The 24,671-nt window shown below is 60.5% G+C and carries 27 protein-coding genes; 10 read left to right on the top strand and 17 right to left on the bottom strand.

Annotated elements, in window-relative coordinates:
- Nucleotides 1-30: 30 nt before the first annotated feature.
- Complete coding sequence (locus tag CAF77_RS07680) at nt 31-945, top strand: LysR family transcriptional regulator (protein ID WP_011334875.1); 915 nt, start codon at nt 31-33, stop codon at nt 943-945.
- On the opposite strand, the gene CAF77_RS07675 is transcribed toward CAF77_RS07680, so the two are convergent.
- The 5 genes from CAF77_RS07675 to CAF77_RS07655 all read right to left on the bottom strand — a co-directional run bounded on the left by CAF77_RS07675 (nt 935) and on the right by CAF77_RS07655 (nt 5,909).
- Nucleotides 935-1,705 (bottom strand): substrate-binding domain-containing protein, encoded by a 771-nt coding sequence (locus CAF77_RS07675; RefSeq protein WP_039767271.1) that lies wholly within the window; start codon nt 1,703-1,705, stop codon nt 935-937. The genes CAF77_RS07680 and CAF77_RS07675 overlap by 11 nt on opposite strands.
- 10 nt (nt 1,706-1,715) lie before the next feature.
- Complete coding sequence (locus tag CAF77_RS07670; RefSeq protein ID WP_064380585.1) at nt 1,716-3,008, bottom strand: MFS transporter; 1,293 nt, start codon at nt 3,006-3,008, stop codon at nt 1,716-1,718.
- 143 nt (nt 3,009-3,151) lie between these two features.
- A complete protein-coding gene (locus tag CAF77_RS07665) occupies nt 3,152-4,213 on the bottom strand; it encodes a M48 family metallopeptidase (RefSeq protein WP_085654268.1) in 1,062 nt (353 codons plus the stop codon).
- Between the two features lie 28 nt (nt 4,214-4,241).
- A complete protein-coding gene (locus tag CAF77_RS07660; protein WP_064380583.1) occupies nt 4,242-5,288 on the bottom strand; it encodes a M48 family metallopeptidase in 1,047 nt (348 codons plus the stop codon).
- 24 nt (nt 5,289-5,312) lie between these two features.
- Complete coding sequence (locus tag CAF77_RS07655) at nt 5,313-5,909, bottom strand: LemA family protein (protein ID WP_064380582.1); 597 nt, start codon at nt 5,907-5,909, stop codon at nt 5,313-5,315.
- A 202-nt stretch (nt 5,910-6,111) separates the two neighbouring features.
- Here CAF77_RS07655 and CAF77_RS07650 point away from each other — a divergent pair, with 202 nt between their 5' ends.
- Entirely contained in the window at nt 6,112-6,420 is a 309-nt protein-coding gene (locus CAF77_RS07650; RefSeq protein ID WP_064380580.1) for an RcnB family protein, read from the top strand.
- An 8-nt stretch (nt 6,421-6,428) separates the two neighbouring features.
- Here CAF77_RS07650 and CAF77_RS07645 read toward each other — a convergent pair whose 3' ends face one another.
- Nucleotides 6,429-7,505, bottom strand: coding sequence for a sensor domain-containing diguanylate cyclase (locus CAF77_RS07645; RefSeq protein ID WP_085654267.1), 1,077 nt, complete (start codon nt 7,503-7,505; stop codon nt 6,429-6,431).
- A 141-nt stretch (nt 7,506-7,646) separates the two neighbouring features.
- On the opposite strand from CAF77_RS07645, the gene CAF77_RS07640 reads away from it, so the two are divergent.
- The gene (locus CAF77_RS07640; RefSeq protein ID WP_064380576.1) at nt 7,647-7,985 is read left to right on the top strand and encodes an FKBP-type peptidyl-prolyl cis-trans isomerase; all 339 of its coding nucleotides are present in this window, start codon (nt 7,647-7,649) and stop codon (nt 7,983-7,985) included.
- 85 nt (nt 7,986-8,070) lie between these two features.
- Here CAF77_RS07640 and CAF77_RS07635 read toward each other — a convergent pair whose 3' ends face one another.
- Nucleotides 8,071-8,352, bottom strand: a complete 282-nt coding sequence (locus CAF77_RS07635) for a hypothetical protein (protein ID WP_064380575.1) — start codon at nt 8,350-8,352, stop codon at nt 8,071-8,073.
- Between the two features lie 9 nt (nt 8,353-8,361).
- Nucleotides 8,362-8,733: a DUF6124 family protein gene (locus CAF77_RS07630; protein ID WP_064380573.1), complete on the bottom strand. Its 372-nt coding sequence runs from the start codon at nt 8,731-8,733 to the stop codon at nt 8,362-8,364.
- Nucleotides 8,734-9,222: 489 nt separating this feature from the next.
- Here CAF77_RS07630 and CAF77_RS07625 point away from each other — a divergent pair, with 489 nt between their 5' ends.
- Together CAF77_RS07625 and dmeF are read left to right on the top strand one after the other, a co-directional pair.
- Nucleotides 9,223-9,498 (top strand): metal/formaldehyde-sensitive transcriptional repressor, encoded by a 276-nt coding sequence (locus CAF77_RS07625; RefSeq protein ID WP_011334838.1) that lies wholly within the window; start codon nt 9,223-9,225, stop codon nt 9,496-9,498.
- Between the two features lie 11 nt (nt 9,499-9,509).
- A complete protein-coding gene (dmeF, locus tag CAF77_RS07620; RefSeq protein WP_064384069.1) occupies nt 9,510-10,442 on the top strand; it encodes a CDF family Co(II)/Ni(II) efflux transporter DmeF in 933 nt (310 codons plus the stop codon).
- Here the strand turns inward: dmeF and CAF77_RS07615 are convergent.
- On the bottom strand, nt 10,439-11,539 hold the full coding sequence (locus CAF77_RS07615; RefSeq protein ID WP_064380571.1) for a cytochrome P450: 1,101 nt from the start codon (nt 11,537-11,539) through the stop codon (nt 10,439-10,441). The genes dmeF and CAF77_RS07615 overlap by 4 nt on opposite strands.
- A 79-nt stretch (nt 11,540-11,618) precedes the next feature.
- Between CAF77_RS07615 and CAF77_RS07610 the strand changes: the two genes are divergently transcribed.
- Nucleotides 11,619-12,380 carry a helix-turn-helix transcriptional regulator gene (locus tag CAF77_RS07610; protein ID WP_064380569.1) on the top strand — a complete coding sequence of 254 codons (762 nt, stop codon included), beginning with the start codon at nt 11,619-11,621 and terminating at the stop codon, nt 12,378-12,380.
- On the opposite strand, the gene CAF77_RS07605 is transcribed toward CAF77_RS07610, so the two are convergent.
- On the bottom strand, nt 12,377-13,120 hold the full coding sequence (locus CAF77_RS07605) for an SDR family NAD(P)-dependent oxidoreductase (RefSeq protein ID WP_064380566.1): 744 nt from the start codon (nt 13,118-13,120) through the stop codon (nt 12,377-12,379). The genes CAF77_RS07610 and CAF77_RS07605 overlap by 4 nt on opposite strands.
- 262 nt (nt 13,121-13,382) lie before the next feature.
- On the opposite strand from CAF77_RS07605, the gene CAF77_RS07600 reads away from it, so the two are divergent.
- Together CAF77_RS07600 and CAF77_RS07595 are read left to right on the top strand one after the other, a co-directional pair.
- Nucleotides 13,383-14,603, top strand: a complete 1,221-nt coding sequence (locus CAF77_RS07600) for a putative DNA modification/repair radical SAM protein (RefSeq protein WP_064380565.1) — start codon at nt 13,383-13,385, stop codon at nt 14,601-14,603.
- A complete protein-coding gene (locus tag CAF77_RS07595; RefSeq protein ID WP_064380563.1) occupies nt 14,600-15,439 on the top strand; it encodes a TIGR03915 family putative DNA repair protein in 840 nt (279 codons plus the stop codon). Before CAF77_RS07600 ends, CAF77_RS07595 begins: the two co-directional genes overlap by 4 nt.
- 52 nt (nt 15,440-15,491) lie before the next feature.
- Here CAF77_RS07595 and CAF77_RS07590 read toward each other — a convergent pair whose 3' ends face one another.
- From CAF77_RS07590 to CAF77_RS07570, 5 genes are all read right to left on the bottom strand, one after another.
- Nucleotides 15,492-16,511 carry a branched-chain amino acid aminotransferase gene (locus CAF77_RS07590; RefSeq protein ID WP_064380561.1) on the bottom strand — a complete coding sequence of 340 codons (1,020 nt, stop codon included), beginning with the start codon at nt 16,509-16,511 and terminating at the stop codon, nt 15,492-15,494.
- Between the two features lie 236 nt (nt 16,512-16,747).
- Nucleotides 16,748-18,121, bottom strand: a complete 1,374-nt coding sequence (gene lpdA / locus CAF77_RS07585; protein WP_064380560.1) for a dihydrolipoyl dehydrogenase — start codon at nt 18,119-18,121, stop codon at nt 16,748-16,750.
- A 4-nt stretch (nt 18,122-18,125) separates the two neighbouring features.
- A complete protein-coding gene (locus tag CAF77_RS07580; RefSeq protein ID WP_064380558.1) occupies nt 18,126-19,397 on the bottom strand; it encodes a dihydrolipoamide acetyltransferase family protein in 1,272 nt (423 codons plus the stop codon).
- On the bottom strand, nt 19,398-20,456 hold the full coding sequence (locus tag CAF77_RS07575) for an alpha-ketoacid dehydrogenase subunit beta (protein ID WP_003224000.1): 1,059 nt from the start codon (nt 20,454-20,456) through the stop codon (nt 19,398-19,400).
- A 1-nt stretch (nt 20,457) separates the two neighbouring features.
- Nucleotides 20,458-21,693, bottom strand: a complete 1,236-nt coding sequence (locus CAF77_RS07570; protein ID WP_064380555.1) for a 3-methyl-2-oxobutanoate dehydrogenase (2-methylpropanoyl-transferring) subunit alpha — start codon at nt 21,691-21,693, stop codon at nt 20,458-20,460.
- Nucleotides 21,694-21,878: 185 nt separating this feature from the next.
- On the opposite strand from CAF77_RS07570, the gene bkdR reads away from it, so the two are divergent.
- The gene (bkdR, locus tag CAF77_RS07565; RefSeq protein ID WP_007915088.1) at nt 21,879-22,367 is read left to right on the top strand and encodes a Bkd operon transcriptional regulator BkdR; all 489 of its coding nucleotides are present in this window, start codon (nt 21,879-21,881) and stop codon (nt 22,365-22,367) included.
- A 12-nt stretch (nt 22,368-22,379) separates the two neighbouring features.
- Here bkdR and CAF77_RS07560 read toward each other — a convergent pair whose 3' ends face one another.
- Together CAF77_RS07560 and CAF77_RS07555 are read right to left on the bottom strand one after the other, a co-directional pair.
- Complete coding sequence (locus tag CAF77_RS07560; protein ID WP_064380553.1) at nt 22,380-23,225, bottom strand: tyrosinase family protein; 846 nt, start codon at nt 23,223-23,225, stop codon at nt 22,380-22,382.
- Nucleotides 23,226-23,352: 127 nt separating this feature from the next.
- Nucleotides 23,353-24,216, bottom strand: coding sequence for an MBL fold metallo-hydrolase (locus CAF77_RS07555; protein ID WP_064380551.1), 864 nt, complete (start codon nt 24,214-24,216; stop codon nt 23,353-23,355).
- A gap of 99 nt (nt 24,217-24,315) precedes the next feature.
- On the opposite strand from CAF77_RS07555, the gene CAF77_RS07550 reads away from it, so the two are divergent.
- Nucleotides 24,316-24,654: a helix-turn-helix transcriptional regulator gene (locus CAF77_RS07550; RefSeq protein WP_007952897.1), complete on the top strand. Its 339-nt coding sequence runs from the start codon at nt 24,316-24,318 to the stop codon at nt 24,652-24,654.
- Nucleotides 24,655-24,671 lie beyond the last annotated feature (17 nt).

The following is a 24,671-nucleotide window of genomic DNA, read 5'->3' as shown; positions in this document are numbered from 1 at the left end:
CCTCAACGAATCAATTCCTTCGAGTCTTTCATGGCCATCAACTTCGACCTCAATGACCTGCAAGCCTTTCGCGCCGTGGTCGAGCAGGGCAGTTTCCGCAAGGCCGCCGACACCGTGCGCCTGTCGCAACCGGCCCTGAGCCGGCGCATCGAAAAGCTCGAAGACGCTCTCGGCGTGAAGCTGTTCGAGCGCACCACGCGCAAGGTCAGCCTGACCCAGGCCGGACGCGGTTTCATGCCCAGCGTCGAACGCTTGCTCGACGATCTGGACGTCGCGTTGCTCGGCATCAGTGAGGTCGCCTCGAATCGGCAGGGCCACGTGACCGTCGCTTGCGTGCCGTCGGCGGCGTACTACTTCATGCCGAGCGTCGTCGCCCGTTATCACCGGCAGTTTCCGCGAATCAAAGTCAAAGTCCTCGACTCCAGCGCCCACGATGTGCTGAGCGCGGTGGTCAACGGCGAGGCGGATTTCGGTCTGAGTTTCATGGGTACCCAGGAGGCGGGCGTGGATTTCGAGCCGCTGGTGCAGGAGAGCTACGTAGTCGCCTGTCGCCGCGATCATCCGCTGGCCGGGCGCAGCAGCGTCACCTGGGACGAGTTCTACCGGCAGGATTACATCTCGCTCGACAAGACATCGGGCAATCGCTTTTTGCTCGATCAAGCGCTGGCGAAAGTGGTGCCGCAGCGCCCGAGCATCTGCGAGACGCGGCATGTGACGACCATGATCGGTCTGGTGGAAGCGGGATTGGGGGTGGCAGCGGTGCCATTGATGGCGATGCCGGCGGCGGATCATCCGATCCTGACGCGGGTGCCGCTGACCGATCCGCAAGTGATGCGCAGCGTCGGCATCATCAAACGCCGGGGTCGTACGCTGACCCCGGCGGCATTGGAACTGGAGCGGCTGGTGGTGGAAATGAAAGTCCAGCCGCCGACGGTCAGCGCTTGACCGAATCCAGACCGGTGGCCTGCACGTCAGGCTGGGCGGCGGGTGCGGCGAGATAAGCGAGCAACGCCTTGGCTTCCTGCGGATGCTGCGCACCCACTGGAATGCCCGCTGCAAATCGGGTCACCGACTGCACCGACTCCGGAATCTTCGCCACAAAACTCACCCCCGGCACCGGCAGCAATTCGCTGACCTGCTGGAAGCCCAGTTGATAGTCGCCGGTCGCGACCACCGAACCCACCGGGATTTTCGGGATCATCTTCGCCTTCGGTTTCAGTTGATCTTCGATACCCAGTTTCTTGAACAATTGCTGCTCGATGTACACGCCGCTGGCGCTGTCGGAGTAGGCCACCGATTTTGCATCCAACAGGGTTTTCTTCAGGGCGTCGACGTTGCTGATGTCCGGTTTCGGCGCGCCCTCGCGCACCACCAGGCCGATCCGCGAATCCGCCAGCTCCACCCGCGACGCCGGGTCGACCTTGCCTTGTTTGATCAAGTCATCGAGGGCGTAACCGACCATGATCACCACGTCGGCCTTTTCACCACGGGCGAGGCGATTGGGGATTGCCTCCGGCGCCTTGCCCATCGACGGGCCGAGTTGGGTGTCCAGCGTGTTGCCGGTGGCGGCGGCGAATTTTGGTCCGAGGATCTTGTAGGCGGCGGTGAAACCGCCGGAAGTCATGACCCGCAGTTCTTCGGCCTGCGCCGCAACGTTGAACGCAAGACCGGCGAGCAGGGCGGAAACGGTAAACAATTTTTTCATGGTGATGTTCTCAGGCAGTAACAGGTTGCAGACGACCGCCGGCCCGGCGATACAGATAAAGCGTCGCGCCCAATGCGCAGAGCGCGCCAATGCTCATCCAGTAACCCGGTGCGGCTTTGTCGCCGGTGTACTGGATCAGGAAGGTCGACATCGCTGGAGTGAATCCGCCGAACACGGCAGTGGCGAGGCTATAGGCCAGGGAGAAACCGGCCACTCGCACTTCCACCGGCATGATCTCGGTCAGCGCGGGAATCATCGCGCCGTTGTACAGGCCGTAGATAAACGACAGCCACAACAGCGACAGCAGCATGTGACTGAAGCTCGGCGCCTGCACCAGGTACGACAGCGCTGGATACGTGGTGGCCAGCGCCAGCAGCGCCATGGCGATCAGCACCGGACGGCGGCCGACGCGATCGGACAATGCACCGCCAATCGGCAGCCAGAAGAAGTTGGAAACGCCCACCAGCAACGTCACCAGCAACGCATCGGATGTGCTCAGGTGCAGCACGGTTTTGCCGAAGGTCGGTGCGTACACGGTGATCAGGTAGAACGCAGTGGTAGTCAGGGCAACCATCAGCATCCCGCCCAGCACCACGCCCCAGTTCTGACCGAGGGTGCGGAACACTTCCTTCATGCTTGGACGATGTTTGCGAGCGGCGAACTCTTCGGTTTCCGCCAGATTGCGTCGCAGAAAGAAGATGAACGGAACGATCATGCAGCCGACGAAAAACGGAATCCGCCAGCCCCAATCGGCGACCGCTTCCGGCGCCATCCATTGGTTCAAGCCATAACCCAGCGCAGCGGCGACGACGATGGCCACCTGCTGACTGGCCGACTGCCAGGCGGTGAAAAAGCCTTTGCGACCGGGCGTGGCGATTTCGGAGAGATACACCGAAACTCCGCCCAGTTCCGCACCGGCGGAGAAACCTTGCAACAGCCTTCCGATCAACACCAGCGCCGGGGCAAACAGGCCGATGGTTTCGTATCCGGGCACCAGCACAATCAATATCGTGCCGCTGGCCATGATCGACAGCGTCACGATCAAACCTTTGCGCCGACCGACGTCATCGATGTACGCGCCGAGCACGATGGCCCCCAGCGGACGCATCAAAAAGCCTGCGCCGAACACTGCGAAAGTCATCATCAGGGACGCGAACTCACTGCTCGCCGGAAAGAACACCGCCGCGATCTGCGTGGCGTAGAAACCGAACAGAAAGAAGTCGAACTGTTCGAGGAAGTTACCCGAGGTCACCCGGAAAATGGCGCCGGCCCGCGAGCCGCCGTGTGGGATTGAGGCTGTCATAGAAAAGTACTCCACCGCTTTTATGACGTGCGCGACGGGGAGGCGGCGCACGGTTCTTATTGGGGCGGATAGTGGCGCGCAGGGATCGATTTGTTAATTGCATTGTTGGCATGGATTGATGTGCTATGCAGATCAATGGCGTGCTATGGCAGCTGTTTTGGCGTCGCTGCCTGCACGGTTCTGGCTACCATCGAGTCTTGCGCTGGTGCGGCGATGTTCACAAAAGTCCCGTCCCAGTCAGGGTCTATCCTGCGAATGCGTTCACGCAGATCCGGATGGCCCGAGAGCAGAAGAGAGCTGGAAGTGCCAGGGCCGAAAAACAGGTGGCTGAACTCGGCGGCACGGGCGGCCTTGAGGGTCGAGCCCATTTTGTATCCGCCGATTTTCTTCAGTGCCCCGGCAATACTGTCGGGGTTGCGGGTGTATTGCACGGCGGTCGCATCGGCCAGGAATTCGCGTTGCCGGCTGACTGCAGCCTTGATCAGGTTGCCGAAGAACGTCCCGGAGAATCCGACAATGCACAGCGCAGTGCCAAACATGCTGACCAGAATGGTCGGCTGCTTACGATTGGCAGATGAGTGTGGTGTGTCCTCAAGACCGCGCAAGAGATGGTTTCCCGCCAACCCGATCACCATGATCCCGTGAACGATCGCGACCAGTTGGGTGTTCAGGCGCATGTCGCCGTTATAGATGTGGCTGAATTCGTGGGCGATCACGCCTTGCAGTTCATCGCGTGACAACAGGCTTATCGCACCTTGAGTGACGCCGATCACTGCATCCTGAGGGGTGAAACCGGCGGCAAATGCATTGATGCCCGTATCCGGCAGCAGATACACGGGAGGGACTGCGGTGCCGGACGCCAAGGCCATTTCCTCCACCACGTTGACCAAACGGCGCTCTTCCAGAGTCCGCGCGTCATGGTTGATCAGACGACCACCCAAACGGCGCGCGACCACTTTGCCGCCCCCTTTCAGTTCGATGTATTTGACCAGCCCGCCGAGCAACACAACACCCGTTACCAGCGCTGCAATGATCGCGAAAAACTGCCAGTTTTCCGCCAGATCCTCGAGCGTTTTGCCGTACGAGATCGGCAGAATCAGTAGCATGAAGGACACAAGAATCAAGCCGAGTCCGGCGAGAAACATCAGGATCACGAGCTGCACCGAGCGACGTTTGGCCCGGCACTGTTGTTCAAAGAAATTCATCTAGCCATCCGTGGACGTGGAGTCTGAATCAATCCGCCGTTGCCGCCATCTGATCAGGCACCGGTTTGCCCGCTGCGGCAGCCGTCGTAAAACTCCCGTCCCACTGCGGATCGATCCGACGAATCCGCACGCTCAGATCAGGGTGGGTCGCAAACATCCGGCTCAGCCAACCTGAGCCGCCTGTGCTGAAGAACAAATGACTGAATTCGGCGGCACGGGGGGAGTTGATGACGGAACCTTGTTTATGGGCGCCGATTTTTTTCAGGGCACCGACAATGCTTTGCGGATTGCGCGTGTACTGCACCGCGCTGGCATCAGCGAGGAACTCACGCTGACGACTGACTGCGGCCTTGATCAGATTGCCGTACAGATTCCCGATAAACCCGGCCACGCACAGTGCGGCACCGAGCGCAAAAACCACCAGCATCAATCGCACGTCGCGTTTGTCGCGCTTGAGCAGGCTGGCCAGTATGTAAGTGCCAGCCAGCCCCAGCACCAACAGGCCGTGCACCACCGCCACCAGTTGCGTGTTGAGGCGCATGTCCCCGTTGAAAATGTGACTGAATTCGTGGGCGATCACCCCTTGCAGTTCTTCTCGAGTCAGTAGTTTCACTGCGCCACGGGTCACACCAATGGCCGCGTCTTCCGGTGTAAATCCGGCCGCGAAGGCGTTGATGCTTTCGTCTTGTAGCAGATATACCGATGGCACGCGGGTGCCGGAGGCAATTGCCATTTCTTCGACGACGTTCATCAACCGTTGCTCGTCCAGGGTGTGCGCATTGCCGTTGAGCAGGCGGCCACCCAGTTTCTCCGCGACGACCTTGCCGCCCGCGCGCAGCTGTCGATATTTCAGCAGACCGCCAATCACCACGATGCTGCTGATGAACAATGCGATAACGGCCATTGCCAGTAGCGCATCCGCCAGCGTGCCGGTCCCGCTCAGGTAATCCTCAAAACCATTGAAGACGAAGGGCAGGCTGGTCATCCCGATCAGCATGACAATCGCCAGAATCATCAGGTAAACCAGCCGTGACGTTTGGTTTCGGGCCTGGGTTTGTCGTTCAAAAAAATTCATCGGGCCATCCATGGAGAGCAGCAATCAGAAAGAAACGTTGGGCGCGGTCTTGATGGCCAGCGTATCGGCAAACTTCAACGGAACCGCATCCTCGCGATGGCCAAAACTGGCCGCCAGCAGCACTGCCGGAAAGCTCTGCTTGAGCGTGTTGTAGGCCATCACCGCATCGTTGAACGCCTGGCGCGCGAAACTCACTTTGTTTTCGGTGCTGCTCAGCTCTTCGCTCAGCTGTTGCATGTTCTGCGAGGCCTTGAGTTCCGGATAAGCCTCCAGCGTCAGGTTCAAGCGATCCACCGCGCTGCTGAGTGCGCTGTCCGCCAGCCCCAATTGCGCGATGTTCTGGGCGCTGCCCGGTTTCGCCTGTGCAGCCTCAAGTCCGGCCACGGCGGCATTGCGTGCGGCGATTACGGCTTCAAGGGTTTCGCGCTCATGGGCCAGATAACCCTTGGCGATGCTGACCAGATTGGGGATCAGGTCATAGCGGCGTTTGAGCTGCACTTCGACCTGGGCAAATGCGTTTTTGATCTCGTTGCGCCGGGCAACGAGCTTATTGAAAAGATTGACAGCGTAGAGCCCCAGAAGCGCAAGCAATACCAGATTGACGATGAGGTAGATTTTCACAGTGATGTCCTTGTTCACTCGGCGAGGGCGGGCGCGATCTTATCGCAAATGGATGCTGTTGACTGTATTGGCCCGGTGGCGGGTTAGCCCGGATCGCGTTCCGGAGCGTGGCTACAATCTCAACGTCCATCAATAAACAAGGAATGATTCCCGAACCTCGCAGTCGGAGTTCAGGTATCACACATCTGAAGGAGGTTCACCGATGAACAACAAGACCCTAATCGCCAGCCTGGCCCTCGTCGCCAGCATCGCCGGGATCAGCCCCCTCGTTCAAGCGGCGCAAACCTCGAACGACACTGTCGAACAATCACCGACCGGCAACCGCGAACTGAACGTCAACGACCGCGCCCCGGACATTTACCAGCGCAGCGAAAAAGCCATCAAAAACTGGAAACAGAAAGGCCTCAAGCAGCCGGAACCGCAGGCGCAGTGGGTACAGATCAACGATAAATATGTGATGGTGATGATCACCAACGGGACGATTGTGGCGATTCAGCCGGTGGAGAAATAGCGTCGGGCTCAATCAGCCCGGCCATGACTCAGCGTCTGCCCGCCACCCAATCGATACTGATTGTTCCCACTGCGCTTGGCCTCATACATCGCCAGATCCGCAATGTGCAGCAACCGGTCCATGGTCGGTGCGTGGTCGGGGAAGACGGCGACGCCGAGGCTGGTGCCGATGTGGCGTTGGTCGTTGCCGATGGGAATGGGCGGGGACAGTTCGATGAAGATCTTCTGGCAGATGCTGCGCGCTTCGTCCTGCAGGTTCAGGCCGGGGGCGAGGCCTTGCAGAATGACCACGAATTCATCGCCGCCGATGCGCGCGACGGTGTCGCTGACCCGCAGGATGCGTTTCAGGCGCGTGGCGGTGGTGATGAGAACGCGGTCGCCGGCGGCGTGACCGTAGCGGTCGTTGATCGCTTTGAAGCCGTTGAGATCGATAAACACCAACGCTACCCGCGTTTCGGTCATGCGCGCATGTTCCAGTGCTTCCGATAGCCGCTCTTCCAGTACCAGCCGATTCGGCAGGCCGGTCAGCGGGTCGAAATGAGCGAGGTGCTGGAGGTAGCTGGCCGAGGCCTTTTCTTCGGTGATGTCGCGCACCACGCCCATCATCTTGATCACCGCGTCGTGATCGTTGCGCACCACATTGCCGGTTTCCCGCAGCCAGCGAATCGTGCCGTCGGGCCAGACCACGCGGTACTCCTCGTCGTGGTTTTCGCCGGTCTCCAGGCATCGCAATTCCCCCGCGCGCACCCTGGCGCGGTCATCGGGGTGTACGCAGGAACAGAACAGCGCGTAGGAGGGCGTCACTTCGCCGATCTTGAAGCCGAACATGCCGAATATTGCGTCGGACCAATAGAGTCGATCCGTGTCGACTTCCCAATCCCAAGTGCCGATCCGCGCAAAATACTGGCTGCGCTTGAAGCGGTCGGCGTCGCCATCCTGACGGATGTTCTGGCCCTCGGCGGCGCGGGTGAGCAGTTCGCGATACTCGGCGAGTTGCTGACGAAGCGCGCGCACTCGCCGGATCAGAACGGCGATCACGACCAACAGCACAATGACAATGGCGAAGCTGATCCAGAGTTGAGTCATTCAAGCGTCGCTGTCATGGCGTATCGATCAGGATTGGTAGCGGGTGGCCATCATCCATCACGGCCGACGTAGGGTCAAACGGTTGCCAATGGCCGGTATTTCTGGGAAAACGGCGGCCAGCGGAACAATAGAGTGAATGTTATGAATGATGAACTGCAGATAATCGATCTTCAGACCGGAGACGGAAAAGCCGCCGTCAAAGGCGCGTTGATCACCACCCAATACACCGGTTGGCTGGAAGACGGCACCGAGTTCGATTCGTCCTGGAGCCGGGGCAAACCGTTTCAGTGCGTGATCGGCACCGGTCGGGTGATCAAGGGTTGGGATCAGGGCATCATGGGGATGCAGGTTGGCGGCAAGCGCAAACTGCTGGTGCCGGCGCATCTGGGTTATGGCGAGCGGACGATGGGCAAGATTCCGCCGAATTCGAATCTGGTGTTCGAGATTGAGTTGCTTGAGGTTTTGACGCGGGAGGATTGATGACCGTTTCATTGCTGAAGTCATAAAAACCCGCTGCCTCCCTTCACGGAGACAGCGGGTTTTTTCTTGCCTTGTACCCCAGGTGTTACGCAGCCATCGCGATCTCATCCAGCGTCGCGGCAATCGTGCCGGTCAGGCTTGGGAATCGGCGCTTTACGCTGGTGAGTGCCGGCAGCAGGCGGTTGCGGTCCAGTTCGCCATGGTCGCGGGCAATCTGGACGAGGGCGGTGAGGGCGGCGCTGACAATGGATTTCCGTTCGCTCTCGAGCAGTAGCAGACAGGCTTTCTGGGCCCATTGGCTGTCTTTCTCGTTGAGGCCGATGGAGATCAGGGCGGCGATGATGTGTGCATCGGATTTGCTTTCCATGGGTGTTCCTCAGGTCGTGGCATCGAGAGTGTCCAGCGCCCGGTTCACAGCCAGTTCGCCACACATCACAACTTGGGCGATGCCCAGCACAGTGTTGCGGTAGGGCGGGTCCAGCAGCGCGGCGAAGTCGCTGAGCATCACGCTGGCCGAAGTCATCGATTCGCAGGCGTGGGCCAGCAGGGCATGCTGATCCAGGTCGGGGGCGACCAGGAACATGCGGCCGGGGCAGTGTTGTTTCGGGGCGGTGGGTTTCAGGTAATGGTCGAGGGCGCGCTCGGCGGCTTCGTGGAGTTTTCTGGAATCGGCGGAGGCGTAGGGCGAGGCCGGATCGGATTCGTTGGGTTTGTCTGTTTCGGGTGGATCGGGGACGTATTTGAACATTCGGGAAAGCCTCAAAGTGATGCCGACACCACCTCGCGACTAAACGAAAAGGTGGCAGCTGTACGCAGGTTAGTCGACCGGCGACTTCCCAAAACCGGCGCACCCGAGGGTGCCCTGCACACAGCCGCCATAGAGTGCAGATGAAGGTCACCTGACTGTCTGGAGCACATGTAAAGTTTTGAGAAATCATCGAGCGACTAAACCCGATCACTGACCATTCAGTGACGCGAACCAAGTTACCGACGCCCTCAAAACCGCACAAGCCGGCGGATTCTGGCGTAGTTGTAGGCAAAGGCGCAAGGCGATGTAGCCTCTCGGATGGGGGCAAAATGATGCGTCATTTTTCAGTCCGCCATCGCGAGCAAGCTCGCTCCCACAGGGGTATGCGTAGGCTGAAGTCATCCGTTTGTCCTCCAATCCCAAACAGGCCTTGCCCCTTCCGATCGGAACAGCGACCATGCTCGTTATATAGGGGTAGGGGGTATAGGTATGTCGCACACGCATGAACACAAAGGCGAGTTGCTCAACCGGGTTCGGCGCATTGCCGGGCAGGTTCAGGCTGTTGAAAAAGCGCTGGAATCCGAGGCCGATTGTGCCAAGACGTTGCACCTGATGGCGGCGATTCGCGGCGCGGTCAATGGCTTGATGGAGCAGTTCATCGAGGCCCACGCCCGCGAGCATGTCGCCCGTCCCGACCTCAGCGACGAAGCCCGCGCCCAGGGCGTGGAAGAGTTGCTGCTGGCCATCCGCCGATATTCCAAGTGAGCGCCGACATCATGACCCTCAAGGTTGATGACTTTTCCCACAACCATCAGTTTCTCGGTGCTTCGCACGATGAAAACGCCCGCCGCACCCTGTGGGTGGTGGTGCTGACTTTCGTGATGATGATCGGCGAAATTGCCGCCGGTTATCTCACCGGTTCCATGGCATTGCTGGCCGACGGTTTCCATATGGCGACCCACGCCGGCGCCTTGGGCATCGCGGCGGCAGCCTATGGTTTTGCCCGGCGTAACGCCAACAACCGACGCTACAGTTTCGGCACCGGCAAGGTCGGTGATCTGGCGGGTTTTGCCTCGGCGATGGTGTTGGGGCTGGTGTCGCTGGGGATTGCCGGGGAATCGGTTTTCCGTCTGTTCCAGCCAACCAGTGTGGCGTTCGGCGAAGCAACCTTGATTGCCGTGGTCGGCCTGGGCGTCAACCTGCTCAGCGCTTTTCTGCTGGCCGGTCACCACAGCCATCACGACCACGGCCATAGTCACGACCACAGCCACGATCATCGTCATCACCACCATCACGACAACAACCTGCGTTCAGCCTACGTGCACGTATTGGCGGACGCGTTGACATCGGTACTGGCGATTGCCGCGCTGCTGGCCGGGCGCTATCTGGGCTGGGTGTGGATGGACCCGGTGATGGGCATCGTCGGTTCCATCGTCATCGCCAAATGGGCCTGGAACCTGATGCGCGACAGCGCCGCCGTGTTGCTCGACACCACCGATGAACCCGTGGCCGAGGAGATCCGCGAACTGCTGGAAACCTCCGATGATGTGCGCATCAGCGATTTGCATGTCTGGCAGGTCGGCCCACAGGCGCGGGCGGCGATTGTCAGTGTGGTCGCGGTGGCGGGCGTGACTGCCGACGCGATCCGTGAGCGCCTGGCGCCTGTGCATGAACTTTCGCACCTGACCATCGAATTGCGCAACGCTTAAGGCTGCACCTCGCTGAACATCGGAATTCGTCCATTCAGCGAAGGCCGGTAGTGCCACGCGAATCTTCCCGGATCAATGTTGTGGGCGAGGATTTCGGTGAGCGTGGCGCTGGCGATCGTCATTGCCAGCGTCTGTCCGGGACATTGATGCCGACCGCTGCCGAACGTGAAGCTGCGTCGGTTCGGGCGATCCACCATAAAGCAATCCGGGTTTTCATTCAGTGCCGGGTCTCGATTGGCCGAGGCCAGCAGCACCAGAATCACGTCGCCGGCTTCCAGCCGCACGCCGTCGATTTCGCAGCTTTTCGCCACAAATCGACGGGTGTTCTGTACCGAGGGATCGAAACGCTGGACTTCGGCGAGCAGCGAATCTAAGGACGCATTGTGTAATTCAGGCTGCCGCTGTAGCGCCACCAGCGCATTGCCAATCAACCCGGCGGTAGCCTCCAACGTCTGCGAACAGAGGCCGATCAGGTTGGCGAGCAGCACGTCCTCATTGCCGACAAAACGCTGGCGAATGTCGGCGAGAAACGGATTCGGATCCGCCAGCAATTCGATGAAGTATCCGCGCAATTGCTCCGCCGCCCGATGGGCTGCCGCCAGTTGCAGGTCATTGCTCAACGGCGACAGACACGCCGCGAAATCCGCCGTCAGTTCACTGATGACCCGCGCCTGCGCCGGGGTGAACCCGAGCAGCGATGCAACCACGCACACCGGGCCGCGAAACATGGCTTTATAGAGGCCGTCGGCATCGTTCGTGATCAACCGCGCGGACACCAGATCGCTGACTTCTTCCCGATCAATCAATCCCAGCGGCGGCTCGATGGCCGAACGCGGGCAGCGCTGAGCTTCGCCGTCATTCATACGCATCAAAAGGCCAAACACCTTGCCCGCCATGCCATCGACGATGGCTTTGGGCACCGGTTCCTGCACCGGACGCACCCGGCAATCCGGATGCGCCAGCACCGCGCACACCGCGCGGGCGCTGCTGGCAACCCACAGTTTCAGTCCGTGATGAAAGGTCAGCCCGCCCGCCGCGCGCAGTTCGGCGTAGTAGGGGTAGGGATCGGCGTGAGTCGCAGCGATGATCGGGTCCATGGATCGCAACCTTGTCGGTGGGGGAAGTGTTGCTACTATCTCCAGTCCTTGAGAGCGATGATTCGTCCGGGAGCGAAATATGCACGCAGCACATCAAGACATCGGCGTCTCGCAAGTGGCCGCCGCCATCGCGGAACCGGCGCGGACCAAAATGCTGTGTTCGCTGATGGACGGCCACGCCCGCACCGCCACGGAGCTGGCGAGCCTCGCCGACGTCAGCGCCTCGACCGCCAGCGCACACCTGGCCAAGCTCAAGGACCTGGCGCTGGTGCGCCTGCATGTGCAGGGCCGCCATCGTTATTACAGCCTCGCCGACAAGCGTGTGGCCCAGGCCCTCGAAGCGCTGATGGTGATCGGACAGAACCCCGCGCCGGCCTTCAAACCCCACACACCGGATCGCCTGCAATTCGCCCGTACTTGCTACGACCACATGGCCGGCACGCTGGCAGTGCTGCTGCATGACCGGTTGCTGGAGGGTGGTTGGCTGGTGGAAACCGATGAGCAGGCGTACCGCTTGAGCGAGAGTGGAGAAGCGCTGTTCGAAGGCTTGGGGGTTGAGGTCAGGGATCTGTCGACCTTGCGCCGACGCTTTGCCTGCCCGTGCCTGGACTGGAGCATGCGTCGGCCTCATCTGGGTGGATCACTTGGAGCGTCGCTGTTGCAGACCGCGTTGAAGCGCAAATGGGTGACGCAGGATCTGGACAGTCGGGCACTGACGTTGACGGTGCAGGGGCGTCGGGAACTGGCGTCGCGCTGGGGACTGGTTTTGCCTGGGGCCGGGCGGGAATCGTCAGGCCGCCAGCTGACGGATTCCACGCCCGGATCGCTGCATGCGCGTTAGCTCAAGGTGTATCCGCTATCGACCACCCAATCCTGACCGATGACGCCGCGAGCACCATTGCCCAGCTGGAAAAGAATGACGTCGGCCACCGCCGCAGGTTCCAGGAATTGTCCGCCCAACAGTCGTTTGTTGACGCCTTGGGCGACGTCGCCGAGCGCTTCGTCACTCAGGCCCAGCGTTGACCAGATCGGCGTTGCGGTCGGGCCGGGGGAGACACAATTGATGCGCACGCCATGGGGTGCCAGCTCGACCGCAAGGGTTCGGGCATGGGCGATCAACGCCGCTTTTGACGCGATGTAGGCGGCCAGTCCCGCGAAACTGATTTGGGCCAGAAAAGTACCGATGAACACCACTGACGCCTTGCCTGCAAGGTGCGGGCGCAGGGCGGCCAAGGTGTTCAGGGCGCCGGCGCCGTTTACTGCCCATTGGCGATCGAACGCCGAACTGTCGAGTCCGTCGGCCAGTTCTGCGATACCGGCGTTGGGCACCACGAAGCTTACCGGACCGATGTGTGCAGCTTGCTCGGCCAAGGAGGCAAGGTCAGAGGCTTGAGTGACATCGCCGGGATGCCAGACCAGTTGCTGCGGATACCGCTCAAGCAGTTCGGCCAGTGGGCCGAGCTTTCGCGACATGGCCAACACGCGTGCGCCTTGATCCAGCAGACGCTCGGTAGCGGCCAGGCCTATGCCCGAACTGGCGCCGGTGATGACGGCAATCTTGCCCTGAAAAATATGATCCATGTTCGACTCCCGTTTTTGGTCTTCAGCCAAATGGCTACGGGGAACCGGTCAATTTTCGGGCCATGCCGGAGAGCCTTTAATATCAAGGGCTGCGCAGGTTTGATAGTCATTATGACCTTTGTTACATCGAGTCAATCTGACTGCGCTTGAGTCAAATTGACCTGACTGCTGTGGCATGACATTCCGACGAAGAGCGGCGTTGCGCCTTGTATGAGCCAACCGCTCTCTATACTGTATATGTGAACAGTATCGAGTGCCTGCCATGCAAATCATCGACAAGCTCAGCATCCTCGCCGACGCCGCCAAGTACGACGCCTCCTGCGCCAGCAGCGGCGCGCCCAAGCGCAGTTCCGAAGGCAAGACCGGGCTGGGGTCGACCGATGGCATGGGCATCTGCCACAGCTACACGCCGGACGGGCGTTGCGTGTCGCTGCTCAAGATTCTGCTGACCAACTTCTGTCTCTACGATTGCCAATACTGCGTCAACCGCCGCTCCAGCGATGTGCCCCGTGCGCGTTTCACGCCCGAGGAAGTGGTGACGCTGACCCTGGACTTCTACCGGCGCAATTGCGTCAGCGGGTTGTTCCTCAGCTCGGGGATCATCCGTTCGGCGGACTACACCATGGAGCAACTGGTGCGTGTCGCGAAGCTGTTGCGCGAAGATCATGAGTTCCGTGGCTACATCCATCTCAAGACCATTCCTGACGCCGATCCCGCTCTGATCGAAGAGGCCGGGCGTTACGCCGATCGCCTGAGCGTCAACATCGAATTGCCCACCGATGCCAGCCTGCAAACCCTGGCGCCGGAGAAGCAGATCGGCTCGATCAAACAGGCGATGAACACGATCTACACCGGCGTGCAGACCGTGCTCAACGAACCCCGTGCCCCGAAGTTCGCCCCGGCCGGGCAGAGCACGCAGATGATCGTCGGTGCCGATGACACTGACGACAGCACCATCCTGCACAGCGCTCAGGCGCTCTACGGCAACTTCCGTCTGCGCCGGGTCTATTACTCGGCCTTCAGCCCGATTCCCGACAGCCCGAAAAGCGTACCGCTGGCCGCACCGCCACTGATGCGCGAGCACCGCTTGTATCAGGCGGATTTTCTGTTGCGCGGTTATGGCTATACCGCCGGTGAATTGCTTCAGGGGCCGGGCAATCTGGCGTTGGACATCGACCCGAAACTGGCCTGGGCGCTGCAGAATCGTGAGGTGTTTCCGCTGGATCTCAATCGCGCCGAACCGGCGTTGATTTCACGCATCCCCGGCATTGGCCTGCGCACCACCGAACGTCTGGTGGAACTGCGTCGGCAGCGGCGCATTCGCTACGAAGACGTGGCGCGCATGCGCTGTGTGCTGGCCAAAGCCAAGCCGTTCATCATCACCAGCGATTACCACCCTCAGCAGGCGGAAGTCACCAGCCAGATGCTTTATCAGCAATTGCGCGACCGACCAATGCCGCAACAGATGGGGCTGTGGGGATGATCAACCTCGACTGCGACGACCTGTTCGACACCTGGCGCCAACAGGCGCGCTGGCTGCTCAGCCATGAAATCGACCCGAGTCTGGTGAGCTGGGCGTCGGAAGGCGTGAGTGATCTGTTTGCCAGTGACGTGTCGGTGCCCGAGGGGCAGGGACCGTTTCAGGCGCGGATTCCGCGTGCGTTGCTCGACACCCTGGAACAAGCGTCGCGATACCGTGGCGATCAGCGCTGGAGTTTGCTGTATGAAGTGCTGTGGCGAGTCAGCCACGGCGACCGCACGGCAATGATGGCCGGCGACAAGCTGGGCAGCGAGTTGCAGCGGCGGATCAAGCAGGTGCAGCGCGAAGCCCATCATCTGCATGCGTTCGTGCGCTTCATCGAGCGCCCGCCAGAGCTGCCGGGCCCGCAATACGTCGCGTGGCACGAGCCGGCCCACGACATTCTGCACAGTGCCAGCGAACACTTCATCGGACGCATGGGCCGGCATCGCTGGCTGATCGCCACGCCCCGCGATGGGGTTTATTACGATGGTGAACAACTGATCCATGAACGTCAGTGTCCGCTGGAGTGGCAGCAACTGGCGCAGAACGTCGACGACCCCCACGGTGACTTGTGGCTGACGTACTACAGCCACATCTTCAACCCGGCGCGGTTGAACGAGAAGGTCATGCAAGGGCATTTGCCGACGCGGTTCTGGAAGAACCTGCCGGAAGGAGAGCTGATTCCCGGATTGATTACCCAGGCGCGAATGGGCAAGCAGCAGAACGGACAGGCGAGCGGGATTGCCGGTCGCGCGGGCAAGCGGATTGCCATGAAGGCCACCGAGCCAAACGAATAAAAAAGCCCCCATCGATCACTCGATGGGGGCTTTTGTGCATCTGGCCGTCAGGTCAAACCTTGACGATCCAGCCTGCTGGCGCTTCGACGTCGCCGGTCTGCACGCCGGTCAGCTCTTTGTAGAGCTTCTGGGTCACAGGGCCGACTTCTGTTTCGCTGTGGAATACGTGCAGGTGGTCGTTGTAGCTGATGCCACCGATCGGGGTGATCACCGCCGCAGTACCGCAGGCGCCGGCCTCTTTGAAGTCCGACAGCTTGTCGATGAATACGTCGCCTTCGACCACTTCCAGGCCCAGACGGGACTTGGCCAGTTCGATCAGCGACAGACGGGTGATACCCGGCAGTACCGATGGCGAGTTCGGGGTCACGAACTTGTTGTCGTGGGTGATCCCGAAGAAGTTGGCCGAACCGACTTCTTCGATCTTCTTGTGGGTCAGCGGATCCAGGTAGATGGCGTCAGCGAAGTGCGCTTTCTTGGCCTGGGAGCCTGGCATCAGGCTGGCCGCGTAGTTGCCACCGACCTTGGCGGCACCGGTGCCTTGTGGCGCGGCGCGGTCGTAGCTGGAGATCTGGAAGTTGTGCGGGGTCAGGCCGCCCTTGAAGTAGGCGCCAACCGGGATCGCGAATACCGAAAAGATGAACTCAGGCGCGGTACGCACGCCGATGTTGTCACCCACGCCGATCACGAACGGACGCAGGTACAGCGCGCCGCCGGTGCCGTAAGGCGGGATGAAACGCTCGTTGGCGCGAACCACTTCCTTGCACGCTTCGATGAACTGCTCGGTAGACACATGCGGCATCAGCAGGCGGGCGCAGCTGCGTTGCATGCGCGCGGCGTTCTGGTCGGGACGGAACAGGTTGATCGAGCCGTCCTTGCAACGATAGGCCTTCAGGCCTTCGAAGCATTGCTGGCCATAGTGAAGGGCAGTGGAGCCTTCGCTGATGTGCAGCACGTTGTCTTCGGTCAGGGTGCCTTTGTCCCACTCGCCGTTGCGAAAGTACGACAGATAGCGTTTGTCGGTCTTGATGTAGTCAAAACCCAGCTTGTCCCAGTTGATGCTTTCGTTACCCATGACACCCTCTATCACTGAACAACCGCCGAAGCGGTTCAAGGCTTCTGACGTTTTTTTGGATGGGCACAACAATACTTCATTCTTGAGCGGTTTCGCAGCCCGAAATCTCTGCCTTTGATCGTTCCCATGCTCCGCGTGGGAATGCAGCCCGGGACGCTCCGCGTCCCAACAGCCGAACGCGGAGCGTCCGTGGAGGCATTCCCACGCAGAGCGTGGGAACGATCTGCGACCGAGAGTTACAGGTGCAAAGCGTGCCCAAGCGCACGCAACGCCGCTTCCTGCACCGCTTCACCCAGGGTCGGGTGCGCATGGATGGTGCCGCCGATGTCTTCCAGTCGCGCGCCCATTTCCAGGCTTTGCGCGAACGCGGTCGACAATTCCGAGACCCCGACACCGACCGCCTGCCAGCCGACAATCACATGATTGTCCCGACGAGCGACCACCCGCACGAAGCCGGTTTTCGATTCCAGTGTCATCGCCCGGCCATTGGCCGCGAACGGGAAGTTCGACACGATGCAATCAAGTCCCGCCGCCTTGGCCTCGTCCGGCGTCTTGCCGACGACCACCAGTTCCGGGTCGGTAAAGCACACGGCAGCGATGGCGGTCGGGTTGAATTCGCGGGTCTTGCCGCTGATCAGCTCGGCGACCATTTCGCCCTGGGCCATGGCGCGGTGGGCCAGCATCGGCTCGCCGCTCAGGTCGCCGATGGCGTAGACGTTGCGCATGCTGGTCTGGCAGCGGCTGTCGATCTTGATCGCCGAACCGTTCATGTCCAGGTTCAGCGCTTCGAGGTTCCAGCCCTGGGTATTGGGTTTGCGACCGACGGCCACCAGCACCTGATCGGTTTCCAGATTCAGCGTGTCGCCGTTCGGATCGCGCACCTGCAACGTACCGTCGAAACCCAGCACGCTGTGCTTGAGGTAGAGCTTCACGCCCAGTTGCTTCAGCGCGTCGTGCACCGGTTGAGTCAGTTCGGCGTCGTAGGCCGGCAGGATCCGATCCTGCGCCTCGACCACACTGACCTCGGCGCCGAGCTTGCGATAGGCAATGCCCAATTCCAGACCGATGTAACCACCGCCCACCACGATCAGGCGTTTCGGCACCGACTTCGGCGCCAGCGCCTCGGTGGACGATATGATCGGCCCGCCAATCGGCAGGATCGGCAAATTGACGCTTTTCGAACCGGTGGCCAGCACCAGATGCTCGCACTGGATGCGGGTGTCGCCGACTTCCACAGTCTTGCCGTCGATGACCTTGGCCCAGCCGTTGATGACCTGAACCTTGTTCTTCTTCAGCAGCGCGGCGACGCCGGTGGTCAGGCGATCAACGATGCCGTCCTTCCACTCGACGCTTTTAGTGATGTCGAGGGTAGGCTCCGAAACGCTGATGCCCAGTGCCGAATGCTGGTTGTGATGTTGAGTCTGGTGAAACTGCTCGGCCACATGGATCAGCGCTTTCGACGGAATGCAGCCGATGTTCAGGCAGGTGCCGCCCAGCGATTCACCCTCGACCAGAATGGTCGAAATGCCCAGTTGCCCGGCACGAATGGCCGTCACGTAACCGCCGGGACCGCCGCCGATAATCAGCAGCGTGGTGTTCAGAGATTGCATGCCATCACTCCACAAACAGGGTCGCGGGTTGTTCGAGCAGACCACGAATGGCCTGGATGAAGAGCGCCGCGTCCATACCGTCGACCACGCGGTGATCGAAGGAGCTGGAGAGGTTCATCATCTTGCGGATCACCACCTGGCCTTTGACGACCATCGGACGTTCGACGATTTTGTTCACGCCGACGATGGCCACTTCCGGCAGGTTCAGCACCGGGGTACTGACGATGCCGCCAAGGGCGCCGAGGCTGGTCAGAGTGATGGTCGAGCCGGACAGTTCATCGCGGCTGGCCTTGCCATTGCGGGCGGCGTTGGCCAGGCGCGAGATTTCCGCCGCGCTGTCCCACAGGCTGCGCGCTTCGGCGTGACGCACCACCGGCACCATCAGGCCGACGTCGCTTTGGGTGGCGACGCCGACATGCACCGCGCCGAGGCGGGTGATGACCTGGGCTTCGTCGTCGTAACGGGCGTTCATCTGCGGGAAGTCGCGCAGGGCGACGACCAGTGCGCGCACCAGGAACGGCAGCAAGGTCAGCTTGCCACGGCTGGCGCCATGTTTTTCGTTCAGGTGGGCACGCAGTTCTTCAATCGCGGTGACGTCGATTTCTTCTACATAACTGAAGTGCGCAGCACGCTGGGTGGCGTCCTGCATGCGCTGGGCAATCTTGCGGCGCATGCCGATCACTTGAATCTGTTCTTCATCGTTACGCTGGGTGTACGCAGCGGCGACCGGCGCCGAAGCATTCGACTGACCCTGCGCCAGATAGGCGTCGAGGTCTTCGTGCAACACGCGACCGGCCGGACCGGAACCGCGCACCAGACGCAATTGAATGCCCAGATCCAGCGCGTGTTTGCGCACGGCTGGCGAGGCCAGCGGGCGCTCATTGGCTTCGCGGGCAACCATCGGGCCTTGGCAAACCGGAGCCGTTCGGGGCGCGACGGGTTTGCTTTCAACGACAGCTTCAACTTTGGGTGCGACAGGTGTTTCTTTAGCTGCAACAGGCGCCGGTTTGTCCGACTCCTTCAGATTACCGGCGCCTTCCACTTCGATGCTGATCAGCACACTGCCGACCGCCATCACTTCGCCCGGCTGACCACCCAGCGCAATGACCTTGCCGTGGACCGGCGACGGAATGTCGACCATCGCCTTGTCGGTCATCACATCCGCCAGCACCTGATCTTCAACGACCAGATCGCCGACCTTGACGTGCCACTGCGACAGTTCTACTTCTGCGATGCCTTCGCCGATGTCCGGCATCTTGATAACGTGCGTGCCCATTCAGACCTCCATGACCCGTTTCAGCGCCGCGCCCACTCGGGACGGCCCAGGGAAATACGCCCACTCCTGCGCGTGCGGGTAGGGGGTGTCCCAACCGGTGACGCGTTCGATCGGCGCTTCCAGGTGATGGAAGCAATGCTCTTGCACCAGCGACACCAGTTCGGCGCCGAAACCGCAGGTGCGGGTGGCTTCGTGAACCACGACGCAACGGCCAGTTTTCTTCACGGATTTGACGATGGTTTCCAGGTCCAGCGGCCACAGGCTGCGCAGGTCGATGACTTCAGCGTCAACGCCGCTTTCTTCAGCAGCGACTTGCGACACGTACACGGTAGTGCCGTAGGTCAGCACAGTTACGTCCTTGCCCGGACGGGTAATCGCGGCAACGTCCAGCGGCACGGTGTAGTAACCGTCCGGCACCTGGGCTTGCGGGTGTTTCGACCACGGGGTCACCGGGCGGTCGTGGTGGCCGTCGAACGGGCCGTTGTACAGGCGTTTTGGCTCGAGGAAGATCACCGGGTCATCGTTTTCGATGGAGGCGATCAGCAGGCCTTTGGCGTCGTACGGGTTGGAAGGCATGACGGTGCGCAGACCACAGACCTGAGTGAACATCGCCTCGATGCTCTGGCTGTGGGTCTGGCCGCCGTAGATGCCGCCGCCGCAGGGCATGCGCAGGGTCATCGGCGCGGTGAATTCGCCGGCCGAGCGATAACGCAGGCGGGCGGCTTCGGAAATGATCTGGTCGGACGCCGGGTACACGTAGTCGGCGAACTGAATCTCGGCCACCGGACGCAAGCCATAAGCGCCCATGCCCACGGCGACACCGACGATGCCGCTCTCGGAAATCGGCGCGTCGAACACCCGCGAAGTACCGTACTTGGTCTGCAGGCCTTCGGTGCAACGGAACACGCCGCCGAAGTAACCGACGTCCTGGCCGAACACCACCACGTTGTCATCACGCTCAAGCATCACATCCATGGCCGAGCGCAGGGCCTGGATCATGGTCATGGTGGTCGTGGTCATGGCGGTTTCCAACTGAATATTGTTGTTGTGATCGTTCATGTCAGATCCCCAACTGCTGACGCTGGCGCTTCAAGTGCTCCGGCATCTCTTTGTAGACGTCTTCGAACATGGTCGCGGCGCTTGGAATCTGGCCACCGGCCAGGGTGCCGTACTGCTCGGCCTGTTTCTGTGCGGCGATCACTTCGGCTTCCAGCTCGGCGCTGACGGCGGCGTGCTCTTCCTCCGACCAGTGGCCAACCTTGATCAGGTGCTGTTTCAGGCGGGCAATCGGATCGCCCAGCGGGAAGTGGCTCCAGTCGTCGGCAGGACGGTATTTGGACGGATCATCGGAGGTTGAGTGCGGGCCGGCGCGGTAGGTGACCCATTCGATCATGGTCGGGCCGAGGTTGCGGCGGGCGCGTTCGGCAGCCCAAGCGGAGGCGGCATAGACTGCGTAGAAATCGTTGCCATCCACCCGCAGCGAGGCGATGCCGCAACCGACACCGCGTCCGGCGAAGGTGGTGGCTTCACCACCGGCGATGGCCTGGAACGTCGAGATCGCCCACTGGTTGTTGACCACGTTGAGGATCACCGGCGCACGATAGACGTGAGCGAAGGTGAGGGCGGTGTGGAAGTCAGATTCGGCGGTGGCGCCGTCGCCGATCCAGGCCGAGGCGATTTTGGTGTCGCCCTTGATCGCCGAGGCCATGCCCCAGCCCACGCCTTGAATGAACTGGGTGGCGAGATTGCCGGAAATAGTGAAGAAACCGGCGTCCTTGACCGAATACATGATCGGCAGCTGACGGCCCTTGAGCGGGTCGCGCTCGTTGGACAGAAGTTGGCAGATCAGGTCGACCAATGGCACGTCGCGAGCCATCAGAATGCTTTGCTGGCGGTAGGTTGGGAAGCACATGTCGTCGATGTTCAAGGCCAGGGCCTGGGCACTGCCAATGGCTTCTTCGCCAAGACTCTGCATGTAGAACGACATTTTTTTCTGACGCTGGGCAACCACCATGCGGTTGTCGTAGATCCGGGTCTTGAGCATGGCGCGCATGCCTTTGCGCAGGATCTCGACCGGCACGTTTTCAGCCCATGGGCCGAGGGCGTTGCCCTGGTCGTCGAGCACGCGAATCAGGCCACGGGCCAGGTCGGCGGTGTCGGCGGGTTCAATGTCGATGGAAGGTTTACGCACCGTGCCCGCATCGGTCAGATGCAGGTAGGAGAAGTCGGTTTTGCAGCCTGGGCGGCCCGAGGGTTCAGGGACGTGCAGACGCAGCGGTTCATACGCTTGGGTCATGGCTTCTACGCTCGATCTTGTGAATTTCTTGTAGTGAGCTGGCAGTCATTCTTCGATAAAAGAAATCTTGTCCTACAACAATCATAGGCCCGGGCAAGAAGAATATTTCTCTCTGTTTCGTTGCGCTGAAGATCATTTGCAGATAGAAATTCTGCATAAACATAAAAAACAGGTGGTTTTGTCTCATGCGCAAACTGGACCGTACCGACATCGGCATTCTCAACAGCCTTCAGGAGAACGCGCGCATCACCAACGCCGACCTGGCCCGTTCGGTCAATCTGTCGCCGACGCCGTGCTTCAACCGGGTCAAGGCGATGGAAGAGCTGGGGCTGATCCGCGAGCAGGTGACCCTGCTCGATGCCGATCTGCTGGGACTGCACGTCAACGTGTTTATCCACGTCAGTCTCGAGAAGCAGGTAGAGGAAGCGCTGCAGCATTTCGAAGAAGCCATTTCCGATCGTCCCGAAGTCATGGAGTGCTACCTGATGGCCGGCGACCCTGACTACTTGATCCGGGTGCTGGTGCCGACCATTCAGTCGCTCGAACGCTTCATGATGGACTTTCTGACCAAGGTGCCGGGCGTGGCCAACATTCGGTCAAGTTTTGCGCTCAAGCAGGTGCGCTATAAGACGGCATTGCCGCTGCCGGCGAACGGTTTGACGCTGGGCAACTGAATCCGGTGCCGTTCACAGGTATTCATATCGATAACCCAGTTCTTCGGTAAAAAGAGTCTGCTCAATGGTGAAGCTTTGAGGCCACGGAGCGAGTTCGTTTTCGGGGTGAAAGACCAGTGTCGAGTTGCTCAGTTCCTCCTGCGGGAAAGAGGGAACGTTCGGATGCTGGTGTTTCCAGCGCTCCCAGAGCAGATCCAGATAACAATGATGCAGGAAGAATATCGGGTCATTGGGGGAGGATGCCTCCATCATGTTGCCTCCGATCCAGGCATGCACGGGATTGTGCAGTTCACGTTCGGAAAAGTTTTCCCAACCGCCCGGCTCCATCCAATAGGACGTTCTGTTCAGGGCCGAGATGACGGTTTCTGGTGACGGCAAGGCGCCGGCAGCCCCGAGATTGCGACGCAAGCCCGCATCACCGACACCCTCGTCCCATACCGAGACGATGAATGGCGACTGGTTATTGGAAAAGGGTCCGCTGGTTACCAGCTGATTCTGGGTATTGTCACCGTTGCCGCCCATGAAGTCCGAGGTGAATGGATTGTCGGCGCCGCCGATTTGCCAGTTCCAGTAGGGCAGTGTGATGCGAGGGTCATCGGCGGCGGCCTGCAGCGCCAGTTCGAACTGGCGGATCAGGACCCGGTGCCACGGATAAAACAAGGGGCTTTGATGAGGGCTGGGTGCGAGCGGATTGCCACGTCCCATTGAGTTTTTGTGGATCTGAACGAAGTCATCGTAACGGCTTTGCTGACCGGGACGCAGCACGCTGTTGACGTTGTTTTTCAGCCTGAGGACTGCGTTGATGAAGGCGGATTTCTCTTCCCGGGACAGATCCCGGTGGTTACGGCGAATATCCATATTGCCAAATCTCCATGGGTTGATTGCCCAATGAAGTCTGCCTGCCCGCGGAGATTACGCCCAGCTCATGGCATTCGACGTGACAGGTACGAATACTCTTGTTTTGAGTTCCCTCAATGATTTTTTCTTACACGGAGTTGATAGGGATCTTCAGGTAGACGACGCCATTGCCTTCAGCCGGCGGCAGATTTCCTGCTCGCACGTTCACCTGAATCGCCGGCAGCAACAGCGTCGGCATTCCCAGTCCTGCATCGCGCTTGGTACGCATCTCGACGAACGCGGCTTCGTCGACGCCGTCATGTACATGGATATTGCTTTTACGCTGCTCGCCGACGGTGGTCTGGCACTGCGAGTCGCGGCCTTGCGGCGGATAGTCGTGGCAGACATAGAGCTTCACGCTGGCAGGGAAGGCCAGCAGCTTTTGAATTGAATTGAACAACTGATGGGCGTTGCCACCTGGGAAGTCGCAACGGGCGGTGCCGACGTCGGGCATGAACAGCGTGTCGCCGACCAGGATTTGTTCGCCATCGATCAGGTAGGCCATGTCCGCCGGGGTGTGGCCGGGGACATGCAGGGCGGTGGCCTTGAGATTGCCGATCCTGAACGATTCGTTCGGTGCGAACAGGTGATCGAACTGCGAGCCGTCGACGCGAAATTCCGGTTCCAGGTTGAACAGTGCCTTGAACACGTTCTGCACTTTGCTGATCGATTCGCCAATGGCGATTTTCCCGCCCAGTTCCCGGCGCAGGTAGGGCGCGGCGGACAGGTGATCGGCGTGGGCATGGGTTTCCAGCAGCCATTGCACTTGCAAGTGATGGGCACGCACGAAGGCGATGATCCTGTCCGCCTGAGCCGTGCAGGTGCGGCCGGCGGCGCCGTCGTAATCGAGCACCGGGTCAACGATCGCGCACTGCCCGCCGTCGGCCTCGTAGACCACATAGCTGTAGGTCGAAGAGGCGGGGTCGAGGAAAGCTTCAATCAGCGCGGGCATGAACACGGTCCTGTGCGGGAAGGTGGGAAGTCAGGGTTGCAACACTTTATGTAAACACATAATGTCCGCAGCTTAAGTGACGTTGAAGGCATCCTGCAAATGCAATCCAGTCTGACCGAATGTGAAGTGGCGCAACTGCGCGCCTCGGCCTCCAAGGCCTGTTCGCTGCTCAAGGCCTTGGCCAACGAGGATCGGCTGTTGATCCTGTGCCAGTTGACCCAGGGCGAGCGCAACGTCGGCGAACTGGAGAAAATGACCGGCGTGCGTCAGCCGACCCTGTCCCAGCAACTGGGCATCCTGCGTGATGAAGGGCTGGTCGCGACCCGTCGTGAAGGCAAGTACATTTTTTACGGTCTCGCCAGTCACGAAGTGATCCAGGTGATGAAAACCCTCTCCGGACTCTACTGCGGAGCCGTGCTCAAAAGCTGGGCGCAATAGACCCGGCTATCCTTGCG

The sequence above is a fragment of the Pseudomonas sp. R15(2017) genome (assembly GCF_002112685.1).
Taxonomy (GTDB): Bacteria; Pseudomonadota; Gammaproteobacteria; order Pseudomonadales; family Pseudomonadaceae; genus Aquipseudomonas; species Aquipseudomonas glycinae.
This window is presented reverse-complemented; position numbering and strand designations above follow the sequence as displayed.

What these genes read in the sequence shown, in the direction of transcription:
- CAF77_RS07680 (WP_011334875.1), top strand. Translation starts at nt 31, where the DNA reads ATGGCCATCAACTTCGACCTCAATGACCTGCAAGCCTTTCGCGCCGTG.
- CAF77_RS07675 (WP_039767271.1), bottom strand. Translation starts at nt 1,705, where the DNA reads ATGAAAAAATTGTTTACCGTTTCCGCCCTGCTCGCCGGTCTTGCGTTC.
- CAF77_RS07670 (WP_064380585.1), bottom strand. Translation starts at nt 3,008, where the DNA reads ATGACAGCCTCAATCCCACACGGCGGCTCGCGGGCCGGCGCCATTTTC.
- CAF77_RS07665 (WP_085654268.1), bottom strand. Translation starts at nt 4,213, where the DNA reads ATGAATTTCTTTGAACAACAGTGCCGGGCCAAACGTCGCTCGGTGCAG.
- CAF77_RS07660 (WP_064380583.1), bottom strand. Translation starts at nt 5,288, where the DNA reads ATGAATTTTTTTGAACGACAAACCCAGGCCCGAAACCAAACGTCACGG.
- CAF77_RS07650 (WP_064380580.1), top strand. Translation starts at nt 6,112, where the DNA reads ATGAACAACAAGACCCTAATCGCCAGCCTGGCCCTCGTCGCCAGCATC.
- CAF77_RS07645 (WP_085654267.1), bottom strand. Translation starts at nt 7,505, where the DNA reads ATGACTCAACTCTGGATCAGCTTCGCCATTGTCATTGTGCTGTTGGTC.
- CAF77_RS07640 (WP_064380576.1), top strand. Translation starts at nt 7,647, where the DNA reads ATGAATGATGAACTGCAGATAATCGATCTTCAGACCGGAGACGGAAAA.
- CAF77_RS07635 (WP_064380575.1), bottom strand. Translation starts at nt 8,352, where the DNA reads ATGGAAAGCAAATCCGATGCACACATCATCGCCGCCCTGATCTCCATC.
- CAF77_RS07630 (WP_064380573.1), bottom strand. Translation starts at nt 8,733, where the DNA reads ATGTTCAAATACGTCCCCGATCCACCCGAAACAGACAAACCCAACGAA.
- CAF77_RS07625 (WP_011334838.1), top strand. Translation starts at nt 9,223, where the DNA reads ATGTCGCACACGCATGAACACAAAGGCGAGTTGCTCAACCGGGTTCGG.
- dmeF (WP_064384069.1), top strand. Translation starts at nt 9,510, where the DNA reads ATGACCCTCAAGGTTGATGACTTTTCCCACAACCATCAGTTTCTCGGT.
- CAF77_RS07615 (WP_064380571.1), bottom strand. Translation starts at nt 11,539, where the DNA reads ATGGACCCGATCATCGCTGCGACTCACGCCGATCCCTACCCCTACTAC.
- CAF77_RS07610 (WP_064380569.1), top strand. Translation starts at nt 11,619, where the DNA reads ATGCACGCAGCACATCAAGACATCGGCGTCTCGCAAGTGGCCGCCGCC.
- CAF77_RS07605 (WP_064380566.1), bottom strand. Translation starts at nt 13,120, where the DNA reads ATGGATCATATTTTTCAGGGCAAGATTGCCGTCATCACCGGCGCCAGT.
- CAF77_RS07600 (WP_064380565.1), top strand. Translation starts at nt 13,383, where the DNA reads ATGCAAATCATCGACAAGCTCAGCATCCTCGCCGACGCCGCCAAGTAC.
- CAF77_RS07595 (WP_064380563.1), top strand. Translation starts at nt 14,600, where the DNA reads ATGATCAACCTCGACTGCGACGACCTGTTCGACACCTGGCGCCAACAG.
- CAF77_RS07590 (WP_064380561.1), bottom strand. Translation starts at nt 16,511, where the DNA reads ATGGGTAACGAAAGCATCAACTGGGACAAGCTGGGTTTTGACTACATC.
- lpdA (WP_064380560.1), bottom strand. Translation starts at nt 18,121, where the DNA reads ATGCAATCTCTGAACACCACGCTGCTGATTATCGGCGGCGGTCCCGGC.
- CAF77_RS07580 (WP_064380558.1), bottom strand. Translation starts at nt 19,397, where the DNA reads ATGGGCACGCACGTTATCAAGATGCCGGACATCGGCGAAGGCATCGCA.
- CAF77_RS07575 (WP_003224000.1), bottom strand. Translation starts at nt 20,456, where the DNA reads ATGAACGATCACAACAACAATATTCAGTTGGAAACCGCCATGACCACG.
- CAF77_RS07570 (WP_064380555.1), bottom strand. Translation starts at nt 21,693, where the DNA reads ATGACCCAAGCGTATGAACCGCTGCGTCTGCACGTCCCTGAACCCTCG.
- bkdR (WP_007915088.1), top strand. Translation starts at nt 21,879, where the DNA reads ATGCGCAAACTGGACCGTACCGACATCGGCATTCTCAACAGCCTTCAG.
- CAF77_RS07560 (WP_064380553.1), bottom strand. Translation starts at nt 23,225, where the DNA reads ATGGATATTCGCCGTAACCACCGGGATCTGTCCCGGGAAGAGAAATCC.
- CAF77_RS07555 (WP_064380551.1), bottom strand. Translation starts at nt 24,216, where the DNA reads ATGCCCGCGCTGATTGAAGCTTTCCTCGACCCCGCCTCTTCGACCTAC.
- CAF77_RS07550 (WP_007952897.1), top strand. Translation starts at nt 24,316, where the DNA reads ATGCAATCCAGTCTGACCGAATGTGAAGTGGCGCAACTGCGCGCCTCG.